Origin of the sequence: Halobacteriovorax sp. RZ-2, assembly GCF_043196685.1 — a bacterium.
Classification (GTDB): Bacteria; Bdellovibrionota; Bacteriovoracia; order Bacteriovoracales; family Bacteriovoracaceae; genus Halobacteriovorax_A.
In genome coordinates, this window is record NZ_JBEBMR010000001.1 from 186,774 (window position 1) to 206,230 (window position 19,457).

14 protein-coding genes and 2 pseudogenes are annotated in these 19,457 nt (G+C 38.2%); 4 read left to right on the forward strand and 12 right to left on the reverse strand.

Translation table 11 applies throughout. From position 1 onward, the window contains the following. Positions 1 to 81 precede the first annotated feature (81 nt). From ABMA78_RS00840 to ABMA78_RS00850, 3 genes are read right to left on the reverse strand one after another with little or no spacing between them, the layout of a single operon-like run. Entirely contained in the window at positions 82 to 573 is a 492-nt protein-coding gene (locus tag ABMA78_RS00840) for a PaaI family thioesterase (RefSeq protein WP_392856105.1), read from the reverse strand. Beyond that, positions 573 to 1,379 carry a pyrroline-5-carboxylate reductase family protein gene (locus tag ABMA78_RS00845; protein ID WP_392856107.1) on the reverse strand — a complete coding sequence of 269 codons (807 nt, stop codon included), beginning with the start codon at positions 1,377 to 1,379 and terminating at the stop codon, positions 573 to 575. The genes ABMA78_RS00840 and ABMA78_RS00845 overlap by 1 nt, the downstream gene beginning before the upstream one ends. After that, entirely contained in the window at positions 1,379 to 5,485 is a 4,107-nt protein-coding gene (locus ABMA78_RS00850) for a proline dehydrogenase family protein (protein WP_392856109.1), read from the reverse strand. The genes ABMA78_RS00845 and ABMA78_RS00850 overlap by 1 nt, the downstream gene beginning before the upstream one ends. A gap of 179 nt (positions 5,486 to 5,664) precedes the next feature. On the opposite strand from ABMA78_RS00850, the gene ABMA78_RS00855 reads away from it, so the two are divergent. From ABMA78_RS00855 to ABMA78_RS00865, 3 genes are all read left to right on the forward strand, one after another. After that, positions 5,665 to 6,024 (forward strand): response regulator, encoded by a 360-nt coding sequence (locus ABMA78_RS00855; protein ID WP_392856111.1) that lies wholly within the window; start codon positions 5,665 to 5,667, stop codon positions 6,022 to 6,024. Next, positions 6,025 to 7,152, forward strand: coding sequence for a hypothetical protein (locus ABMA78_RS00860; RefSeq protein WP_392856113.1), 1,128 nt, complete (start codon positions 6,025 to 6,027; stop codon positions 7,150 to 7,152). It begins immediately after the preceding gene. 103 nt (positions 7,153 to 7,255) lie between these two features. Then, complete coding sequence (locus tag ABMA78_RS00865; RefSeq protein WP_392856115.1) at positions 7,256 to 7,828, forward strand: hypothetical protein; 573 nt, start codon at positions 7,256 to 7,258, stop codon at positions 7,826 to 7,828. A gap of 62 nt (positions 7,829 to 7,890) precedes the next feature. Here the strand turns inward: ABMA78_RS00865 and ABMA78_RS00870 are convergent, their stop codons facing one another. The 7 genes and pseudogenes from ABMA78_RS00870 to ABMA78_RS00900 all read right to left on the reverse strand — a co-directional run bounded on the left by ABMA78_RS00870 (position 7,891) and on the right by ABMA78_RS00900 (position 16,657). Further along, the gene (locus ABMA78_RS00870) at positions 7,891 to 10,041 is read right to left on the reverse strand and encodes a hypothetical protein (protein ID WP_392856117.1); all 2,151 of its coding nucleotides are present in this window, start codon (positions 10,039 to 10,041) and stop codon (positions 7,891 to 7,893) included. A gap of 8 nt (positions 10,042 to 10,049) precedes the next feature. Continuing rightward, positions 10,050 to 10,730: a hypothetical protein gene (locus ABMA78_RS00875; RefSeq protein ID WP_392856119.1), complete on the reverse strand. Its 681-nt coding sequence runs from the start codon at positions 10,728 to 10,730 to the stop codon at positions 10,050 to 10,052. Positions 10,731 to 10,979: 249 nt separating this feature from the next. Next, positions 10,980 to 11,702, reverse strand: coding sequence for a hypothetical protein (locus ABMA78_RS00880; protein ID WP_392856121.1), 723 nt, complete (start codon positions 11,700 to 11,702; stop codon positions 10,980 to 10,982). Between the two features lie 100 nt (positions 11,703 to 11,802). Beyond that, positions 11,803 to 13,734 (reverse strand): acetoacetate--CoA ligase, encoded by a 1,932-nt coding sequence (locus ABMA78_RS00885; protein WP_392856122.1) that lies wholly within the window; start codon positions 13,732 to 13,734, stop codon positions 11,803 to 11,805. A 30-nt stretch (positions 13,735 to 13,764) separates the two neighbouring features. Beyond that, positions 13,765 to 15,201: pseudogene (locus ABMA78_RS00890) on the reverse strand (FumA C-terminus/TtdB family hydratase beta subunit); the annotation flags it as partial. 168 nt (positions 15,202 to 15,369) lie between these two features. Next, positions 15,370 to 15,444 (reverse strand): annotated as a pseudogene (locus ABMA78_RS00895) (histone protein); the annotation flags it as partial. Between the two features lie 190 nt (positions 15,445 to 15,634). Then, positions 15,635 to 16,657: a C1 family peptidase gene (locus tag ABMA78_RS00900; RefSeq protein WP_392856124.1), complete on the reverse strand. Its 1,023-nt coding sequence runs from the start codon at positions 16,655 to 16,657 to the stop codon at positions 15,635 to 15,637. 144 nt (positions 16,658 to 16,801) lie between these two features. Between ABMA78_RS00900 and ABMA78_RS00905 the strand changes: the two genes are divergently transcribed. After that, positions 16,802 to 18,847, forward strand: coding sequence for an ATP-dependent helicase (locus ABMA78_RS00905; RefSeq protein ID WP_392856126.1), 2,046 nt, complete (start codon positions 16,802 to 16,804; stop codon positions 18,845 to 18,847). On the opposite strand, the gene ABMA78_RS00910 is transcribed toward ABMA78_RS00905, so the two are convergent. Then, entirely contained in the window at positions 18,828 to 19,166 is a 339-nt protein-coding gene (locus tag ABMA78_RS00910) for a hypothetical protein (protein WP_392856128.1), read from the reverse strand. The two genes, ABMA78_RS00905 and ABMA78_RS00910, sit on opposite strands and share 20 nt — an antisense overlap. Next, positions 19,153 to 19,434: a hypothetical protein gene (locus ABMA78_RS00915; RefSeq protein WP_392856129.1), complete on the reverse strand. Its 282-nt coding sequence runs from the start codon at positions 19,432 to 19,434 to the stop codon at positions 19,153 to 19,155. The genes ABMA78_RS00910 and ABMA78_RS00915 overlap by 14 nt, the downstream gene beginning before the upstream one ends. Positions 19,435 to 19,457: the final 23 nt, after the last annotated feature.

The window sequence follows — 19,457 nt, forward strand, 5'->3', positions numbered from 1 at the left end:
CAGACTTTTACGTAAGCAATGCGTTGCTTTTAATAATGCTGTGCTTACGTAAAAGTCTGCTGGAACCCTATTTTATTTTATTTATTTTCTCTTTAAACTTAAAGTGATCGTAAACTTTGCGACAGGTTCATCCCCAGATACATCAGGGCAAGTTGCAATGATATCCAGTGGAAGATTGTGACGCTCATCACTTGCTAAAACTTTTTCAACAAAGGCATCAATCTCCTTACCTTGTGTACAAGTAAAGACCGTGTCACCTTCTGCTCTTTTTAAGAATTCAGCGTGAAACTCTTTGAAAGCAAGAGACACTCTCTTCCCCTTATCCATCGTCTTCTTCATTGCTGCAAATCCACCTGCAAGGTCGGCCCCACAAGCAAGAGCACCAAAGTACATACTATTTAAATGGTTTTTAGAACGACGTGAAAGTGGGATTTTAATGGCCGTTACTTCATCGCTTAATTCAACAACTGTTGGCCTAAGCCAAAAAATCATTGGAACTTTTGTTAGGCCAAAAAGTCTTACAAAGGCCGTATTTCTTAAACCTTCTGGTAATTTATCTAAAACTTTCTTCATTACTTACTTCCTTTTAATTCAAGTGTTCTCTGGTATGCGCGCTCAATTGCACGATTAAACATCTCCTCCATCCCCGATTCTTTAAAAGATTCAAGGGCCTCATAAGTTACACCATTTTTTGATGTGACATTATTGCGAAGAGTTTCAGCATCAGAGTTTTGAGATAGCATGCGACCAGCACCTTCTATTGTACCTGCAACCATTTGATGTGCAAGGGCACCATCAATGCCGCGTGCTTTCATATCCTCAATTAAGATACGTGCAATTTCAAAGAAGTATGCAGGGCCTGAACCTGAAAAAGGAGTGATGGTATCAATATCGTCTTCATTTTCAAAAACTGTATTAATTCCACTTGTATTAAATGCCTGCCAAAAAGCGCCCCACTTATCTTGGTGAACAGTCTTTGTTTTATAAAGAGCATTAACTCCAAGGCCAACTTGCGCCGGCGTATTTGGCATAATTCGAATAATTTGATCAGTTGTTAGATACTCTGTTAATGCCTTAGCGTCACTTCCCGCAAGAAGTGAAACAATTGTTAAATATGGGTGCGTAAGAAAATCAATTTCTAGCGCGACTTGTTTTAACTGTTGCGGCTTAAAGCAGGCCCAGAGGTAATCAATATGAGTATTACGTAACTCTTCAAGATCCTTAACCCAAATCGCACCAAAATCATCAGCAAAGCTTTTTGCCTTATCTCCACTTGGAGTAAAAACTAAGAACTCACAATCTTGCGAGTTTTGGATGAAACCAGGGATTAAAGCGCGGGCCATATTGCCCGCTCCTAAGATTAAGTGACGATACTTCATTATGAGTCTAACTCCATCGGTGCTCCGTGCCTCATGATATTAACAGCGTAGCTTCGCTCACATGAGAACATATGGAATAGGTCAAAGTAAGACCCACTAATATAGTCTTCAAGTGGTGAAATAAATGACGTCATAACAAATTGCCCATTCTGCTCACCAACTGCACTATTGAATTCTTTTATTGATTCAAGATCACCATCACAGATAACCACATCAAAGTTCTCACTTAAAAGTGTGTGCATCTTTTCCTTGCTTACGTGGTAGCAATCGATATTCTTCTTAGAGAAACGATTCTTCTTTAAAATATCAATTAGGTAATTCCACCAACGATAAGCTTCAGCATTTGAACAAAGGATTGTAACACCTGTTCCAGTTGTTAAAGACATCAGTACCGCAAAGAATGTTTGCATATTAATTTCTTCATTTAAGCTTAAATAAAGAGCACGGTCTTTATTGCAATCAAAAACAGAGTAATTGATTTGTCCTGGGATATAGCGATTATCACGCCCCTTATTTAAGAACTCTAGATAATCAACCTCAAGCCACTTCTTAAGTTCCTTAAGAGCATGTCTCTGCTCTCCGAAAGTTCCTGGGAATAATGGGCCAAAGTTACTAATAATCTCATCTAGCGCTGAAAGCATTTTTTCACGTCTTACAAAGTGATCAGAAGAAGAACTACGAGATACGACTGGCTCATAATCACTTCCATTATCAAATTTTGAAGAATTCAGCTCTTGCGAACTATTACGAACAAAGAGGCTTCTTAGGTAGTCAGCACCACCGGCCTTAGGGCCTGTTCCAGACATTTTAAATCCACCAAAAGGCTCGATAGCAACACGAGCACCTGTGATCGGACGGTTGATATAATTATTTCCGATATACATCTCTTTCGTTAAGAAATCGATATCATCTTGAGATTGAGAGAAGACTCCACCAGTTAAACCGTACTCAACACTATTGAAGATATTTAATGCATCTTCATAATCATCATAAGCAACGATATGGATAACAGGAGCAAAGAGTTCGCGTGATGCAAAACTATCTTTTTCTAAAGCACGTGACTTTGGAAGTTCAATAATTGTAGGTCCTACACAATAACCTGGAAGATTTTCTTCTGAACGATTAACGTGAACCACTCCTCCGTACTTCTTCGCTTCTTCACTAGCTTCTTTAACCTGAGCAATTAAGCGATCTTTCTCTTCTTGACTCACAAGAGGATTGATAAAGCTAGCAAAGTCTGTAGCAGGCCCCACATAGATATCATTAGCAGCTTGCTTAAGACGAGCAACTAATTTGTCCTTTACTTCTTTGTGAACAAGGACACGAGAAGCAGCAGAACACTTCTGCCCAGCATGAGCAAAAGCAGAGTAAAGAATTCCTGAAACTGTTTCATCAAGCTCAGCATTATTTGTGACGATCACAGCATTCTTTCCACCCATTTCAGTAATAACTCGAACTGGATAGTTCTTACCTGTGTTGCGATTCTCATAAAGTCTCTTGGCACAAGTTTTAGCAATATGAACACCAACTGGTTTTGATCCAGTAAAGATCACACCAGCGATACGCTTATCTTCAATAAGCTTTTGCCCAACAGTCTCACCCACACCTGGAAGGTGAATTAGAGCATCCTTAGGTACACCTGCCTCATGGAATAAATTCACGAGTTCGCAAGTAATAAGAGGTGTTTGCTCAGCAGGCTTTAGGATAACTGTAGATCCTGTTAAAAGTGCCGAGGCCGTCATTCCACATGGAATAGCAAGTGGGAAGTTCCAAGGAGCAATAATAGCAAATGGGCCACGGGCCTTGTACTCTTCGTTATCACCTACTTCTGCTAATTTTCTAATATAGAAGTTTAAGAAATCGATTGCTTCATCAACGTCCGCAAGAGCTTCGCCAATTGCCTTACCAGACTCATGCATAATAAGTGCAGAGTAGTAATTACGGCGAAGATACATGATCTCAGCAGCACGGGCCATAACAGCAGCTCTTTCTTGCCATGCAGACTTTGACCACTCACCTTCATAGAAAGACTCATCAATTGTAGCAATTGCTTTTTGCGTATCATCTAGGTTTGCAAAAGTTATTTTTCCAACGACACTCTTTCCATCAGACGGAGAAAGTACTGATTCCGACTCTCCTGCTAGAGAAAAGTCTGTTGCATAATCCTTTCCTGATTCAAATTTTTCAAACTCACTTCTAAAATACTTAAGCTCTTTTTCAAGATAAGTTTTTAGTGGAGGACAGTTACTAAATTGTCCGTGAACCTGAGTTAATGTTGAGTCTAAATTTAGAAGCCCTTCGCTTTGGTGTTTTTCAAAAATCTCATTCGGTGCCATAAGTTTTGCATTCTTCTTATGACTTCTCATGATTGTTAGGACACCAACTTGAGAAGAATTTTCCATAATACGACGAACAAGATAGGCCATTCCAACAATTAGAGATCCAATTGGAACGTAATTTCTTACGGCCCATCCCATCTTTGCCATGGCAGTCGATAGGGCCTCATAAGTCATATGCAGACACTGGTGCTCAATTTCATCAATGTCGTTAAATTTCATTTCTCTTAGTGCTTCAGCGTATGCATGGTCTGCAAAGTTATGAGAAGCAATACAAAGCTTGATATGTGGAAATGCTTTATACATTTCATAGATCATTTGTCTGAAGTTAATATCTGTTTCTTCTTTATTTAAGAATTCAGGAGCATTGTGACCATGGGCCTCGGCCTCAACAGTCTCGGCATCCCAATAGGCTCCCTTAACAAGACGAACAGGCATAATCATGCCACGCTCTTTTGCCAGCTCGACAACATCTTGAAGATGGTCGTAACAGTCACGTAGATATGCTTGTACAACAATTCCTGTATCGGCATAGTCTTTTAGCTCTTCGGTTTCAAGAAGGGCCTTCTTATAAATTTCAAAAACGATATCACGGTAGTGGTAATGTTCAGCATCGATATTGATAAAGACTTGCTGCTCTTTTGCAGTCTTTAGGATTTTAATAAGTCTTGGGGCAACTAACTTGTAAGTATAATCAAATGCCTCAGGTTTAAAGTCAGAACAAAGGGCCGAAACTTTAATTGAAACGTGCGCTCTTAAAATCCCCGCTTTATTGCGACTTCCAGGTGTAATGTGCATGCTAAAACCATTAACTAGTTTTAGAACTTCATTCATATAATTATCAGCTTCTGACTCTGAAACAACGAGTTCTCCAAGCTGGTCTAGAGTAACATCTCTTCCCGTATTAAAGATTGCTGCAAAATTCTTTTGTGCACTTTCAATTGTTTCACCAGCAATAAATCTCTTTGCCATAAAGCGAACTTTAAAACGTACGATATTAGCAAGTGCCTTAGCAGGAAAAATGCGTACAATTAAAAGAACAAAGTAAAAGAGAACAACTAGTTGCGGTGGTAGTGGTTGACGATCTCCTTTCAGATCTAATCGCTTTGCTTTTTTAGAATCGAGAATAAGACGTCTTAATGACTCTCTTAAAATACGCTTAACTTCCTTTCCCTCTTTATCGTGATCAAGAGATGGTAGGATTGCTAAGAATTTTAATAAGTGAATTCTAAGAAGTGCATAATTTGCAGTAAGACCTAGAGCAAAGTCAGAGATCTTTTCAAAGAAGACTGGTTTATAATCATTAAGAAATGTAAGAAGTTTCTTTGTGATTGTATCAGACATCTCACTTACAGACTGGTCCTCGATTTCATCGAGCTTCTTTAGTCCATAGCGATGACTAATGATATTACTCACACCAGGAAAGTCTGCAATCTTCACACTCATAACATTTGTTACGTGTGCTTTGAATTTCTTATAATCTTCACTTTCCTCTCCAACATAGTTATCAAGAAGAAAGATCTCATTGGCCATTTTTATATTACAAAGGCGTAGTACTTTTTCGTCCTTATCAATTCCTAATAAAAATTGAACACCTTCAAGACCTATTTGAAATTTGAATGAAGAATCAAACTCCGTCCAAAATAGTAAATCTTTTTTAATAGACTCTTTAATTTGCGAACCATCAAATAAAAGAGATTCAAAATGATCATAGTAATCTAAGCGAAATGAATCATTTAATTGTGCGCTTTTAACCACAGGTAACTTCACATTAACTCCAATTAAAGTGTGTTTCTCAACGAAAAGTTGATTTCTTTTGTCATTTAATTATCAGCGGGTATAATAAACTAAAGTGAAGGTTTAAAAAACAAAATTCACACATCTAACTCACAGCAATAAATAACTAAAAATTACTTTTGATATTAATTAAGATTTGAGAAAATATATTTATGAATGAAGAGATCCTATTTATCGATGACGATGAGAATATTGCTGAGCTCTTTGCTCTTACCCTAAGCCAAGAAGGCCATGAGACATTGGCCCTTAGCGGTGAAGTTGACGTGGAGCACTACTTCGACAATATTAGCGACAACCTCAAGGTAGTCATTGCCGATAAGAATATGCCAGTTATTAGTGGCGCAGAAGTTGTGCGTCGATTCGAGAATAGCTCGAAAGCTGGTACATTGAAGTATATCATCATCTCCGGTGACGAAGAGCTAGATAATGAGGAACTTCGAGACAAGGTTCACTTCATTAAAAAGCCTTTTAAAAAAGAAACTCTCTTCTCTGTGATTGAGGACATTATTTAAATGCGCATAATGGTTTGTCTATTTATATCACTCCTAGCAGTAAAGGTATCGGCCATCACCTATACGATGGATGACTTGCGTGTGCTCTATAAAGACAAATCTCACCGTGAATATATGAAGCACTTCCTAGATGTTAGGCCTTCTCAAAGAGATTTTGAATGGAAGAAGATGACGCGAGAGATGGCAACTTCGTATGTCGAAGATCTTATCAATAAAAATGAGATTAATAAGGCGCAGTTCTCAAAAATAACAAAGTACATTGAGAATAAGAATCTTAAGGCCTATGCCTTTTTCACTCTTGCCTACTCTAAATACGCTAGACTCTACTTTCAAAAGTGTTCAAGCTGTCAAAAAGACTTAGATACTTATATTTCTCATTCGGCCCGCTATCCTGATATCGACTTTGATATCTATAAGGTGCTATCAGCACCACTCCAGAGCAAGTACGACAACTTAGTCAAGGCACCTTTAAAAAGTAACGATTCAATCTACTACTGTCGCGAAGATCAAGGGCAGAAGGCCTTCTTACAAATTATTGTCAAAGAGATTTCTCGCACAGACACTAAGGCCTCAATCATCAACAAGGCCAAGGATATCTTTAATCCAGATTGTCTAAATGGTTTTGCCAAGGCCGACATTGAGTCACTTCTTAGGCCAAGTGATTATAATAGCGAAATCATTTTTCTAACATTCAATGCATTTGATAAAATTGATGAACAAACGAAATCTGTTTTCCTTACTAACTACCTTTTAACCAATCCAATCCCTGGGCCTGTGATGAATATGGCCTGGAATAAAATGGAAGAATTATCGGCCAATTATGACAGCAGAAAAAAAGTGTTGGACGATCTTCTTAAGTATCACCCTCTAAGAGGAGAGATCTTTCATCGCCGAAACGGTAAGGCCAGCACAAAAACGAAGGTTATTATCAAGAGGTTTGCTAAGAACTTTCCAGAATATATCGAAAGTTACGCTCAAACTTGCCTGAGCTTCTACGATGGTAAGAAGAAGTTTCCACGCGGAAATCCGGCCCGTTATTGCGATGATTTCATGGCAGAAGACGTTGCTGGCCAATGGTTAAGTGACGAAGTCCGTTTACGCTATTCTGGCGCTAAGAAAATCAAGTAGTTACATCCAGTACATTATACAACTCGCCGCACAAAGGCTTGCCTGATAAGCTCAACTATGGGAGGATGCCCGTATCAACAAATAATATTAGGGAATTAGGGAAATGAAAAAAACAATACTAGCATTACTACTTGCTCTACCAGTGTTTGCAAATACTGGGGATCAGGGTCAAGAACCTACACCAAAGCCTTGTCTTGAGTTAACTCAAGAAAAACTAATAGGCCTAGAGAGTAAGCCGGCAAACGAGTTAGTATTTATCTCTAATAAATGTTCATACGCTGATTTTTCAAAAGAGCTAAAAGAAGGTCTGCAAAAAGCAATTCTTGGTGCCGATGACAGCAGACTACAACTACTTTTAAAAGACGAAAAGATCAATGTTATCATGGATACACTTGCCACAGATCACGTTGGTTCAACTCGTTTCTCATATGAAGACACAAAGAAGATTGAAGACTTCTACTCTTCAACTAAAGCTGATTCTCTAAAACAATCAGGAAACCTAGAGTCTTTTAGAGAAGAACAATCTGATGATTTCTACTTAGTACTATTTTTTAATGCTGAAAAAGATCGTCTAATTGTTATCTACAAGAGACTTACAGAGGCACCAGTTAAGACAGAGCCTTCTGGGCCAAATGATGGTTCATCAGACGACCTTCCTTCTGAAGAAGTTCAATAAATCAAAAGGCCCTTGAAGTCATTTTAAGGGCATAAAGTTTCATAATATAAATTTGAATAGAATTATAGAATTAAAAATTTCTTGGCATATAGACTCGCGGCCAAGTCAGCATTTTTGCGATTTCGATTTTCAACTCGGTAACCGATGAAGACACGCTTTCCAGCTTGAAAGCGATAAGCAGGAGTAAGCCTTACAAACTTATCCATATCACCTTTGTAGACAATAAATTCTTCACCAGGCTTTAAGTCTTTGGCGTTAATAAGAAGTGAGCCTAGGTCGATACTCTCAGCACCCCAAGAAACCTTAATCTTTTTAACCTCACCTTTTTCACTTGCAATACTTCTGCCCTTTTCATCTTTCTCATAGGCAAGGCCATTGAACATTTTTGAAATCTCAGATGCATCTGGGTGATTTGTAATCGAAGCCGGTAAAGTTGCTCCAGAACTTTGAAGATTATTTAAATCAATATTTGGTGCCGAACGCCCCGTGATATCAACTACTGTTGCCTTCTTCTCAGGTTGCGTAAATGTTGAACTTCCAGTTGAAGAAGATCCACCGCCACCTGTGGCAAAGTTTGATCCACCACCTGCCCCGGTACTTGCAACATTTGCGATCGGATAATTACCTGATCCGTTTGAACCTCTTCCTCTTCTACCTCTTTGGATTGGCTCAAGAGTTTCAGCATCATAACGTTGGTACTTATCTTGATTCTCACGCGCTATCTTTTCTCTTTCTCTTTTAAGTCTTTTTTGCTGTTGAGTTAGGGCATCGGCAAGACTACTTCCAGCTTGTCTTAATGTTTTAATAGTCTCAACAATCTGCTTCGTATTTTTTGAAATATTTCGATTATTTCTTGTTCGTGCTCCCATTCTTAAACCGCTTCGGCCAGATGCCATCTGTACTGCGCCAGAGTTTACACCATCACTTATATTTGCAGACTCTGCCACTTGTGTTGTTGCCGGAGCCTCAGAAGGTCCAGTCGGTTTAGCTGCTATCTGAGACCCAGTAGGAGCATCATCTTGAGTAGGTACTTGAGCAATTTTTTCATTCTTTTCAGGGCCACCAATATCAAGGGCCTCACCATCTTTGCTGGCAAAGAATTGTGAAACAAGTGAGCCCTTCTTCATCGAGTTAGACTCGATCTTTGCAAGCTCAATTCTTTCTTCTAATTCATTAGAATCATCTTCATGCAGATGACTTCTAAAGAAGGCAATATCATCTTCATTTAACTCACCTGATTTGAAGTCTTTTAATAATTGGTTACCTATTGCTTCTTTCAAAAATTTACAATCCGGAGTCTCAGAATTTTCAATACAATTTGCTTTTTTAAATTCATCTAGTGCCTTATTGTTGTCAACATGACATCCATGTATTGAATAAGGAGCTTCGTCCATGCAGATTTTAGTACAAGTTGGATTTACCGGTGCTTCAAGTGATTGATGAGCATTCTTTAAAGTCGAAAGAATATTGTTAGACATATCTTCTCGATATGGACGATCTTTTATTTTACAAAAGTAATTAAAGTTATCAATATCTGGTGTCGTTGCAAGGTCAAAGTCAAATTTATCAAACTCAGGTCCTGAAAGAGACTCTCCTTTACAAAAACCAATCACTTCGTTTTCAAACTTTCTACAAGAGTCATCAAGCTCTTCTTGTGAAGGTACACCAACCCCTGCAGTATTACCTAAAGAAGATTGACAGATATTTGATCTAAATTGATTAATTGTATTATTATCTGAATTAGAAGATTGAAAGATTTCTAAGTAATCATTACCTATTTCACTACCTAGATCAAGACCCTTATATTCTGGAAATAATTCATCAATCATTTGTTGATCGCAATTCTTAGAAAGCGTATCATTTAAACTACAATTAAGACTTAAATTTGAATTATCATTTTTGATACTTTCTGCTAACTCGAAAATTTTAGCTTTAAGCTGTTTTCCACTTTTTTGTCGAAATGCCACTCGGCTCTGATCGTAGTCAGTTTTATCGCTTTTTGAGATACATTCACAATATGTGTCAGAATTAGCATCTAGACCAAGTTTTTCAACACACTCGCTTCCGACCTTTGACTTAAGACCACTTCCCATTTTTGCAGCAATTTCCTCAATATTATCACCACCAATAAAAATTGCAGCAATTCCTGCACGACATTGAGCATTCGTATAGAAAGAAAAATGAATAGACAGAATAAAAAGTAATACTTTCAACTTCTTCCTTAATTCACGTTAATAGGCATATCAGGGTCTTCCCTTTTAATCTCATCAATTGTCTTTACAGGAAATAAATTAAAGCGTTTTCCCGATCTAAGCCGTCTCATTACGGCCGCATATTCCTTTGCACGCTTAGAGTTTGGAAAGTTCTTTTCAAGGTAAGCAAAGACATGAAAGATAGGACCTTCTACAATTTTTCCCTCTCTTTCAATTCGTATATAAGCATTAGGATCAACTCCTCCAAATTGAGATTTCATCATCGTCCCAAGATAGCTTGAGTAGTTTCCAGAGTAACTTAAATCATCGAAGAAGTTTTTACGAAACGCCCAACAATCCATCGTTAACATATACTTAAAGAAGAACTCTTGTCGGCCCCCTGGGTAGTGCTTATCTATATTCTCCATAATTGAATTATAGCTTGGCACAATATCATTGGCCGAAAAATAGGCATCACATACAGCCCTTACATTTGGCTGCATAATTTCTTTCATATTTGCAGGCCAATCTTTTGGATAATTTGGATTTGCGCCGTACGATCTAACATTGGCAATTTTACGGATATTCTCTTCGTTTACAGAATCCAGAGTTTCGAGAGTCCCCTTCACGCAATTAACACCATCAGATGCAAAACTATGGCCGTTTTGCACTAACAATAATAATAAAAATGGTAAAATCAACTTCCTCATAAACTAATCCTTTGTGAACTAATCGGAAGCAAAATATTTGACTTTAGGGTTTAGTTCACAAAATTTCGCATAATTTCAATAACTTACTTGAGTGAACCTATTCACTAAGTAGTTGAAAACACGTCATTACTAGAGGTAACGCCTCAGCTATTATTATAAATGAACTAGAAATTAAGAACAAAGAGAGGCCGTAAGCACTTGATTGCTTATAAAGTAGGCCCCAATAAAATTTGGCAATAGAGATTGCCTCTACGGCATTGGTAGCGTGATTGGCATATCAGGTTCTTCTTTTTTAATCAGTTCTAGAGACTTTTTTGGAAACTTTGCAATATACCTAGGGTGTTTAAGTCGTTTCACAATAGGTAGATATTCAATTTTAAAGCGCTCAGATTTTGAGTAATTTTTTAGAAGATGATCATAGACAATATACATTGGCCCTTCAAACATCTTCCCTTCACGCCAGATACGAATAAAAGTATTTGGATCAGCTCCACCAAATAATGGCTGCATCATATCACCAAACAAGAGTCCGATACCCGCCCTAGCATTAGCATCATTACCAGACGTAAAGTAATCAAACATATTTTTAGAATAATGCCAGCAAGGAAGAACTAAAAGGTATTTGAAGAAAAAATCTGTATCATCGCCATCTTTGTATTTTTCAGTAATATTATCGCGAATGTCTTGAAAAAATGGATCAGTAGGATTGGCCTTAGCATAGAAATCACAAACAGTTCTTAAATCAGGACTTAGAATCTCTTTTATATTTCTAGGTAGCTTTGGATAGTTATAATCATAATTGATAATAGGCCCAATCGATTGAGACTTTGATGAAGCAAGCATTCGAACATTCTTAACATTTACAGGGTCAAGTGTTTCGAAACTTCCGCCTAAACATTCAACAGAATTCGAGCTTTTAGCTTGAATAAAAGCACAATTAAGCGCAAGGAATAGGTAGATAAAATTTCGCATGACATGTTCCCTCTTTGAACTATCTATACTCATCGGGTGTTATCCCAATGGCCAAAGAAGAAACCCATGAATTTCAAATAAAATCAATTGCCTAGAGAGTTTAGATATTTGAGAAATAATCTAATGTCTCAGGATTTGCCACGGCCTGAACATTATCAAGTGCACGGCCATTGATAAGACGGCTAACGGCCATCTCCATCTTCTTTCCAGAGCGAGTATATGGAATTCCCTTAACTTGAATTACACGTCTTGGCATATGTCTTGGCGTCGTATTTTCACGAATACGCGCTTTAACAAACTTACAGTCTTCTTTAGTTAGCTCGTGACCATCTTTAGTTACGACAAAGAGCCATACCTCAACATCGCCATCGACATTCTTTCCGACACAAACTGAATCTTCAATAAAGTCGATCGTCTCAGTTTGGCGATAGATTTCGGCCGTACCAATTCGGACACCACCAGGGTTTAACGTCGCATCAGAGCGGCCTAGAACCATAGCTCCACCACCTTCAGTGATCTTTATAAAGTCACCGTGATGCCACACTCCCTTAAACTCAGAAAAGTATGCTTTATTGATACGCTCACCATCATCATCGTTTAAGAAGTAGATTGGGCGCGAAGGGAAACTTTGAAGACAAACTAACTCACCTTCTTCACCTGTTTCAACTTTCTTTCCTTGTGAATCAAAGCAGGTTACGTCCATACCAAGGCCCGCACACTGAAGCTCACCTCTAAAGACAGGAAGAATTGGGTTTCCTAAGAAGAAACAACCAATAATATCTGTTCCACCAGAGATGCTTGAGAGTTGAATGTCTTTTTTAAACTTCGAATATACGTAGTCAAACTGCTCAGGAAGTAGTGGTGCTCCTGTTGAAAGAATTGTTTCAAGTGATGACATATCATACTTAGAAAGATCCATATTTGAATCTTCTAAGGCCTTTAAGAATTTTGGACTTGTCCCAAAAATATTAAGCTGTTCTTTTTCAATCAGTGAAACAAAATCGCCAAAAGTAGGATAACCTGGTGAGCCCTCATAGAGCACAACAGTTGATCCAAAATATAGAGAAGAAACAAGCCAGTTCCACATCATCCACCCACAAGTCGTGAAGAAGAAGATTGATTTGTCTTCTTTAAGATCTGAGTGAAGGCCAAGTTCCTTAATATGATTAACAAGTGTTCCACCAACACTATGAACAATACACTTAGGTTTTCCAGTTGTTCCAGACGAGTACATAATATAGAGAGGGTCAGCAAAGTCACACTCTGTATATTCGATCTCTTTATCGACTGGTTTTACAACTTCACTCCAGCTAACTCCCTTATGAATAGAGCTTGCATCAAACCCCTCACCTTTGAAGTCAACAACGATGACTTTCTCAATAGAGTCAACGGCCTGAACAACAGCATTAATCTTTTCTGTTAAATCAAAATACTTACCACCGTACTCGTAACCACTAACTGTTACGAGAACCTTAGGCCTTGATTGCCCAAAACGATCAATAACACCTTCGATACCAAAGTCACATGAAGTTGATGTAAAGACACCACCAAGAGATGTTGTCGCTAACATTGAAACGACTGTCTCAGCGATATTTGGCATATAGCCAGCAAGAACATCACCCTTTGAAATATGAGGTGCGATAACTTCTTGAAGGCCAGCAACCGTATTTTTTAAGTCTTTATATGAAATTTTTTGAGCCTGGCCGTTTTCTCTAATGCTATTTAAAGCAATGGATACGTCACGGCCATTTTTTAGAAGGTTCTTTGCGAAGTTTAATTTTACCTTTGGAAACCATCCATAAGTATCAAAGCTTAAATCTGTGCACACTGGCTCTAAATCACCAGTATAATCAACGTCAAAGAACTTCACGAGTTCTTTCCAAAAGCTTTTAGGATTATCCACCGAGTACTTATGTAGCGAGTGATAAGACTTACAATCGAGTCCTTGGGACTTATTAATTTGTCTTATAAACTCCATCATATTTGATGACTGAATTCGCTCTCTACTTGGCGTATATAAAATCTTATTCACTTCTTCTAACCTCAAATTGCTTAGTTAAAACTAAACTAGTCCCTTTAGAATTTCAGCACTCTCCGCTTCAACTTTTGAGTGCAGAGAATTTCCATGAGCATCCATTGTCACAACAACAGGAAACTCATCAACAGTTAATTCCCAGATTGCTTCAGGTGAACCAAGATCACGCCAATAAACATTGTCTACAGACTTAATCTTCTCAGCTAAAACCTGTGCAGCGCCACCGATACCGTGGAAGTAAACACATCCATACTCTTTACAACCGTCAAGAGTCTTCTGTCCCATACCACCTTTACCGATAACACCAAGGATACCGTGGTCGCGCATGACTTCCCACTGATACGGCTCTTCACGAATTGAAGTAGTCGGCCCCGCGGCCTTAACTTCGTATGTCCCATCTTCATTTTCAAGGACAACAGGTCCACAGTGATAGATAATCTGGTTATTTAAATCAACTGGTGGCTTTGTCCCTTCGTGAAGACGTTTGTGAACAGCATCGCGTCCCGTAAACATCTTTCCAGAGATTAAAACCATATCTCCAACTTTAAGTTCTCTAATTTGTTCTTTTGTAAATGGATAATCTAAACGTTTCATATACGCCTCTTAGTATAGCCAGTTTTTAATTTGGTTATTAGGTTTAAGTGCAATCCCCTGTCTTCTAAATGCCCAACACATGTAAGACACAGAAACAAAGAATGATGCTGGTAAACGGTTAAGGTCAGTAACTTTACAACCTAGAAGAGTTGTCTTACCACCAAATCCCATTGGCCCAATACCAAGTTTATTTGCAGTTTCAACAATATCAGCTTCAAGAGCAGCAAGTTCAGCTTTTGCGTTTGTATCATCTAGCTTTCTTAGGAACTGATCCTTAGCAGCGACGTGTCCTGTTCCTCTATCACCACCGATACATACACCAAGAACACCTGGCCCACATCCCTTACCTTGGGCTTTTTGAACACAATCAAGAATTGCTTTTCTTACACCATCAAGGTCACGTCCAGCGTTTAGCTCTGTATTTGGAAGAGAGTATTGAGCACCAACATTTTCACATCCCCCACCTTTAAGCATAAGCTTAACTTCTAGGTTCTTAGACTTGTGTTGCTCAAATTTGATAACAGGGTGTCCACCACCAACATTCATACAGTCATTCTTACCAGTTAGTGAATCAACTGAGTTCTGTCTTAGGTAACCGATTTTAGTTGCTTCAAGAACGGCCTTTTCACATACCTTTCTGAATGCATCTTGATCAAAGTCTCTTGGATGATAAACCTTGAATACAATTGTCCCTGTATCTTGGCAAAGTGGCTGAGACTTTTTCTCTGCCATCTTGATATTTGCTTGAATGATATTCATTGCGTATTCAGCAGTTGTATTCTTTTCTTCTCTGTGAAGAGCATCAAGAACAACTCGTTGAATATCGTCAGGAAGAACAGTTGAAGTAACTCTAATAAGTTCTAAAAGAGAGTCAAAAAGGTCCTTTGAAGGATTTACTTTTTTAGCTGCTTTCTTTGGTGCTACTTTCTTAGTTGCTTTCTTTGTAACTTTTTTGGCAACTTTTTTCTTAGTCGCTTTCTTTGCTACTTTCTTCGTAACTTTTTTGGCAACTTTTTTCTTAGTTGCTTTCTTTGCTACTTTTTTCTTAGCAACTTTTTTCTTCGTTGCTTTCTTTGCTACTTTTTTCTTCGTTGCTTTCTTTGCGACTTTCTTAGCAACTTTTTTCTTTGTTGCTTTCTTTGCTACTTTCTTAGCAACTTTTTTCTTCGTTGCTTTCTTTGCTACTTTCTTAGCAACTTTTTTCTTAGTCGCTTTTTTAGCTACTTTTTTCTTTGTTACTTTTTTTGTCGCTTTTTTAGCAACTTTCTTCTTTGCTACTTTCTTCTTGGCCATGGCCATCTCCTTAATCTATATAGAAAAAATTTCCAAAATCATGTGCATATTTCTGAGTAATCATTCCATAACCTGGATAACTTACTCCATCTAACTTAAATCTTTTTCCAAAGCCTTTAACACCCCAAGAGTTTTTAAAGTAATAAACACCTTTGTACTCAAACTCTTGCCACGAACCATCTTCCATCTGCATTCTTGTCTTAACGACAATATCGTCATCATAACCAACAAGAATCATCGAATGGCCTCCGCCATTAGTTCGAGAAATTCGACGATCGCGAGTTCCTACTTCAGGATAGCCAACAATGCCGGCATACCATTTGGATTTATCTCGCTCTTGAATTTCATATGTTTCAGTTTTCTTAGAATTCCACGAACCATAGTATAACTTGGTCCCTAGAATAACTGACTTTCCATCACTTAACCATTTCTTAATTTTAGATAGGTCTTTCGACAGATAAGACTTCTTTCTTGAATATAGATCATTCACGAGAGTATCTCGTAAATAAATTGCCTCTTTTCTAATTGGAATAAAGTCCGGATCAATTTGAGCAATATCATAATCGGCCATTTCAAATAAACGTGGATCACGTTGGCCAAGCAGGCATGACTTTAAGTATTTTGGTAACGCAACTAAGTGGCCACAGGCTTGTTTGGCCATTGTAATCTCTGGATAGTCTTCATCAAGTGAAGGCCATTTCTTACGAGAGTACGGCCATGTCTTCTCATGGACAACTCCCCAATCAAGAATGGCGCGCATATTTCTTGATGTTGTAGAGCCTTCAGTATTCTTATCCTTCATGATGAGATACTCCATCCACTGCTCTGATAAGTCGAGCTCAACAGGAAGAACTCCATGCTTACGAATAAGTAAGTGCTCAACAATTCCAATTGCACTAAACATTGTGCATGTACCTCGTGAGCCTTGAGACTTAACGGAAGTCTGGTGGCCAATTAATGCATGGATATCACTTCGACTAGGAAGCTCAGATGCTTGGGTATATAGCGCACCCAGTAGAATTACTAAATTCAATAAAATCGATCGTAGTTGTGTTGTGTTCATGCATGAAATTCTGACTCTTTAGCTCGGTTTTATCAAGATGCAATGCATTTAAAAAAGTAAGTCAGAATTGATAAAGCGATTGCCTAATCGCCTCTCTGGAGGCACATTATAGGCATGATTTCATTGGCAGGATTAAACGACAAACAACGCGCGGCGGCTGAGACCATCGAAGGCCCAGTACTGATTTTAGCAGGTGCTGGAAGTGGTAAAACACGTACTATCACGTATCGTATTGCGCATATGGTAGATAACCTGCATATTCCAGGTAAGCAGATCCTGGCCGTATCATTTACAAATAAGGCCGCAAAAGAAATGAAGGAAAGAGTCCACGGTCTCCTAGGGAAGAATAAGTCTCGAGGAATGACACTAGCGACATTTCACTCTCTTGGTCTAAAAATTCTTAAGAAAGAAATTACTCATCTTGGTTATCATAAGAATTTCTCTATTTATGATCAAACAGATCAGATGAGCATCATTCGTGAAGGACTTAGACTTTATCACGATAATAAAGGCTCTTTTAAAAAAGAAGTTATTCAATCAAAAATTGGTAAGCTAAAAAACGAAGGGATCACGCCTGAAGACTTTGCTGACTCACCTTTCTTTGACGGTGAGGATCCATACGATCACGCAGTCAATTTTCTCTACGAGTACTATCAAGAGAAGCTTAAGTTTTATAATGCTATCGATTTCGATGATATTCTTCTCCTTACAGTAAAACTATTTGATGAGAACCCTGAGATCGCTCTCGAGTACTCAAATGGTTTTAAGTACATCATGGTTGATGAGTATCAGGATACAAACCCACTTCAATTTAGACTGATTCGTCACTTAACATGTGCACACGATAACCTATGTGTAGTTGGTGATGACGACCAGGCCATCTATTCATTTAGAGGTGCCGATATTGCAAATATTATTGGATTTGAGAGAGACTTCTCCCGAGCAAAAATTATTAAGCTAGAGCAAAATTACCGCTCAGTTTCACCAATTCTAAAACTTGCTAACGCTGTTATTCAAGAAAATACAGATCGAAGAGATAAGACACTTTGGTCAGATAAACCAAGTGATCACAAACCAATTCTTTGGGAGCTTGAAGATACTGATCATGAAGCGGAAATCATTGTAGAGGATATTATCTCTCACCAGTCAAAAGGTGGACACCTTGGTGATATCGCAATCCTTTACCGCTCAAATACACAAGCTGCCCCAATTGAAGAACAGCTAAGACTTTCACAAGTTCCATATACAATTATTGGTGGTCAGAAATTTTACGAAAAGAAAGAAGTAAAAGATATCATGGCCTATCTTTCGGTTATTAAAAACCCGGCCGATCAGATGGCCCTTCGAAGAATTCTAAATGTTCCAAACCGTGGGATTGGAATGAAGACATTAGAAAAATTCTTAGAAGAAAGCGAGGCACACCAAATCGATCTCTTTAGTGCGATGAAAGGTGCACCAGAGCTTGCAGGACCAAGAGCTGAAAAAATATCTGCATTTGTTCAATTGATCGAAACAGCAAAGGGATACTTTGAAAGACAACCACTTAGTCAGGCCATAACAAGCCTTACTGAAGATTTAAAATATTTTGAATATATTGATAAATGTTATGATCAAGTTAAACAGGCCTCTAGAAGAAAGGACGATATTCACTTCTTCATTGAGTCAGCGGCCCGCTTTACAGAAAACTTTAAAGAGCAAGCAACCCTCAATAAATTCATGGAAAAGCTCATGTTACAGGACTCTCAAGACTCAAAAGATGATGAAGAGGATGATGATGTGAGAAAGAATGAAGTGACAATGATGACACTTCACTCATCTAAGGGCCTAGAGTTTAAGCAAGTTTATATGGTTGGAGTTGAAGAAGAAATTCTTCCTCACAAGAGAACAATTGTTAACGGCGAAGGTGACGCGGAGGAGCGTAGACTTTGTTACGTTGGAATTACACGTGCTCAAGAAAAGCTTATTATGACAGTTTGTAAGCAGAGAAAGATTTACGGAAATATGCTTGCGCGCCATCACTCTCGTTTTCTTTGCACAGATAAAGCTAAGAGCTTCTTTGTTAAGCAAGATCGCCAGAATTTTGGTCACCTTGAGTCGCAAGAAGAAGTGGATGCCTATAAGAAAGACTTCTTTTCAGGCCTTATGAATCTTCTAGATTAAAATCAATGATAACAGTATTTGAAGAATAACCAGGAATAAGGCTAATGAGTGCCTCAAAGAACCCCTGTTTAATTGTAACTCGCATTTTACTAACCATGCGACAATCGTAGCTTCTTTGCCTAAAGATATCGCGAATTCTTCTCTCTTCAATTCCAAAACCAGAAATATTTTTTGAAACTTGATATTGAAGCTTCTCTTCAGAACTTGCCCACACTCCATTTCGAGAAGCACAGAATTGGCTATTAAGCTTTACACCACTTGAAGCGCAAGAAGTAATCAATAACAATAAAGGGAGCATGATAAATTTAGTAAACTTCATACTCATTCTCTCCAATATCTGTTGCGGCCTTTACTTCAATTTGTTTTTTTGAAAAGAGTCCGAAGCTTAAAAATTTAATGAATTGATCTAGGGGTGACTCCAGCTCTTGAATTTCGATACGAGAGACATACTCACTTCGACGTCGAAAGAAATCATTTCCTAACTTCACATGGTGTTGTTTTGGAAGAGTTCCATAGAACATATTTTGAACTTCATGATTAGCTTTTAGTGTAATGGCCTCTCGATTAGCATGTTTTGAAATATGCAATAGTCTTTCCCCTTCTCCACTAT